Annotated in this window: 1 protein-coding gene and 1 pseudogene; both read left to right on the forward strand. The window is 71.3% G+C overall.

Annotated elements, in window-relative coordinates:
• Nucleotides 1–180, forward strand: a pseudogene (locus tag ACIY1X_RS25595) (efflux transporter periplasmic adaptor subunit); the annotation flags it as partial.
• Between the two features lie 9 nt (nucleotides 181–189).
• The gene (locus ACIY1X_RS25600; protein WP_399686286.1) at nucleotides 190–3,303 is read left to right on the forward strand and encodes an efflux RND transporter permease subunit; all 3,114 of its coding nucleotides are present in this window, start codon (nucleotides 190–192) and stop codon (nucleotides 3,301–3,303) included.
• Nucleotides 3,304–3,465 lie beyond the last annotated feature (162 nt).

Here is a 3,465-nt window from a genome sequence, read left to right on the forward strand (position 1 = left end):
CCCGACGGCCGCGTGCAGCAGACCCGCGTGGAGACCGGCCGGCGCGTCGGCGACCGGGTGGAGATCACCTCGAAGCTGCCGGCCGACGCGCGCATCGTGGTGCAGGGCGCCGGCTTCCTCAACGACGGCGACCTGGTGCGCGTGGTCGACGCGCCGGCGCCGCAGGGCGCGCCCAAGTAAGGAGCAGCGATGAACGTCTCGGCCTGGTCCATCCGCAACCCCATCCCGGCGGTGATGATCTTCGTGCTGCTGACGCTGGCGGGCCTGTTCTCGTTCCGCGCCATGAAGGTGCAGAACTTCCCGGACATGGACCTGCCGGTGGTCATCGTCACCGCCGCGCTGCCCGGCGCTTCGCCGGCGCAGCTCGAGAACGACGTGGCACGCAAGATCGAGAACTCGATCGCCACGCTGCAGGGCCTCAAGCACATCACCTCCACGCTGACCGACGGCTCGGCCACCATCGCGGCCGAGTTCGTGCTGGAGAAGCCGATCCAGGAGGCGGTGGACGACGTGCGATCGGCCGTCAGCCGCGTGCGTTCCGACATGCCGGCCGACCTGCGTGACCCGATCGTCACCAAGCTGGACCTCGCCTCGCAGCCCATCCTGGCCTTCGCCATCGCCTCCGACCGGCTGGACGACGAGGGCCTCTCGTGGTTCGTCGACGACACCATCGCGCGCCGCCTGATGGCGGTGCCGGGCGTCGGCGCGGTCAACCGGGTGGGCGGCGTCGCGCGCGAGATCCGCGTGGCGCTGGATCCGGCGCGCCTGCTGGCGCTGAACGCCACCGCGGCCGACGTCTCGCGCCAACTGCGCCAGGTACAGCAGGAAAGCGCCGGCGGACGCACCGACCTGGGCGGCGCCGAGCAGCCGGTGCGCACCATCGCCACCGTGCAGTCGGCCGACGAGCTGCGGCGCATGCAGATCCCGCTGTCGGACGGCCGACGCATCGCGCTGGCCGACGTCGCCACCGTCGACGACACGGTGGCCGAGCCGCGCGCCGCCGCCCTGCTCAACGGCAAGCAGGTGGTGGGCTTCGAGGTGGCGCGCAGCCGCGGCGCCAGCGAGGTGGAGGTGGGCGCCGGCGTCGAGAAGGCGCTGCAGCAACTGCAGAAGGACTTCCCGCACATCCACCTCACCCGCACGCTGGACTTCGTGAAGATCGCGGCCGAGGAGTACGACGCCTCGATGCACCTGCTGTACGAGGGCGCGCTGCTCGCGGTGCTGGTGGTGTGGCTGTTCCTGCGCGACTGGCGCGCCACCATCGTCTCGGCGGTGGCGCTGCCGCTGTCGGTGATCCCGGCCTTCATCGGCATGTACCTGCTGGGCTTCTCGATCAACATCATCACGCTGCTCGCGCTGTCGCTGGTGGTCGGCATCCTGGTGGACGACGCGATCGTCGAGGTCGAGAACATCGTGCGCCACCTGCGCATGGGCAAATCGCCCTACCAGGCCGCGATGGAGGCCGCCGACGAGATCGGCCTGGCGGTGATCGCCACCACCTTCACGCTGATCGCGGTGTTCCTGCCCACCGCCTTCATGAGCGGCGTGGTGGGCAAGTTCTTCAAGCAGTTCGGCTGGACGGCGTCGCTGGCGGTGTTCGCCTCGCTGGTGGTGGCGCGGATGCTCACGCCCATGATGGCCGCCTACATGCTCAAGCCGCTGGTGGCGCAGGAGAAGGAGCCGACCTGGCTCGCCACCTACATGCGCTGGGTGCAGGCCTGCCTGCGGCACCGCTGGCGCACCATGATCGGCGCCACGCTGTTCTTCTTCGTCTCGCTGGCGCTGATCCCGCTGCTGCCCTCCGGCTTCATTCCGCCAGACGACAACGCCCAGACCCAGGTGCGTGTGGAGCTGCCGCCCGGCGCCCGGCTGGAGCAGACCATCGCCACCGCCGAGCAGGTGCGCCAGCGGCTGCTGAAGATCGACCACGTCGGCGACATCTACACCGCCATCGGCGCCGGCAGCGCGGGCGCCGACCCGTTCTCGGGCAACTTCGTCGAGGCCCGCAAGGCCACGCTGACGCTGCAGCTGGCGCCGCGCGGCACGCGGCCGAAGAAGCAGGTGATCGAGCAGCAGATCCGCGAGGCGCTGGCCGACCTGCCCGGTGTGCGCTGGGGCGTGGGCCTGGGCGGCTCCAACGACAAGTACGTGCTGGCCCTGTCCGGCCAGGACCCGCTGGCGCTGCGCCAGGCGGCCACCGACGTGGAGCGCGAGCTGCGCACCATCCCCGGCATCGGCAACGTGACCTCGCTGGCCGGCCTGGTGCGGCCCGAGATCGTGGTGCGGCCCGACTTCGCCCGCGCCGCCGACCTGGGCGTGACCAGCGCGGCCATCGCCGACACGCTGCGCGTGGCGACGATGGGCGACTACGACAGCCAGCTGCCCAAGCTGAACCTGGCCGAGCGGCAGGTGCCGATCATGGTGCGCCTGGCCGACAGCGCGCGGCAGGACCTCGCCCTGCTCGGCCGCCTGGCCGTGCCCGGCGCGCACGGGCCGGTGCGGCTGGACGAGGTCGCCACGCTGCAGCTCGCCGGCGGCCCCGCCGTCATCAGCCGCTACGACCGCGCGCGCAACATGAACTTCGAGATCGAGCTGTCCACGCGCGGCCTGAACGACGTGACCGAGGCGGTGCGCCAGCTGCCCGCGGTGAAGAACCTGCCGCCGTCGGTGCGCATCATCGACGTGGGCGACGCCGAGGCGATGGCCGAGCTGTTCACCGGCTTCGGGCTGGCGATGCTCACCGGCATCGTGTGCATCTACATCGTGCTGGTGCTGCTGTTCAAGGACTTCCTGCAGCCGGTCACCATCCTGGCGGCGCTGCCGCTGTCGCTGGGCGGCGCCTTCGTCGGGCTGCTGCTGGCGGGCAAGAGCTTCTCGATGCCCTCGCTGATCGGCCTGATCATGCTGATGGGCATCGCGACCAAGAACTCCATCCTGCTGGTGGAGTACGCCATCGTCGCCCGCCGCGAGCACGGCATGAGCCGCTGGGAGGCGCTGCTGGACGCCTGCCACAAGCGCGCCCGCCCGATCATCATGACCACGCTGGCGATGGGCGCCGGCATGCTGCCCATCGCGGTGGGCTGGGGTGCGGCGGACGCGAGCTTCCGCTCGCCCATGGCCACCGCCGTGATCGGCGGGCTGATCACCTCCACGGTGCTGAGCCTGCTGGTGGTGCCGGCCGTGTTCACCTACGTGGACGACCTGGAGCACTGGATCCGCCGCACGCTGCGCCGCGTGCGCCGGCTGCCGCCGGACCCGCACATCGACGACGACCTGCGGGGGGCGGCAGATCCGGTGCGCTGAGGGCGCGCCGAGGGCGGTTCCATCGACCGGGAGCAGGCCCAGTCCCCGGTGAGGGGGCGGTGGCGCGCCTGTGGAGCGCCGAGAAGCGCAGGGCGGCCGGGCTGCATGCCTGCCGCAGGACAGGCATGCTTCGTGATCTGACTCGGCGCAGCTGTCTGAGCG

The organism is Xenophilus sp. (genome assembly GCF_044462705.1).
GTDB classification, from domain to species: domain Bacteria; phylum Pseudomonadota; class Gammaproteobacteria; order Burkholderiales; family Burkholderiaceae_C; genus Xenophilus; species Xenophilus azovorans.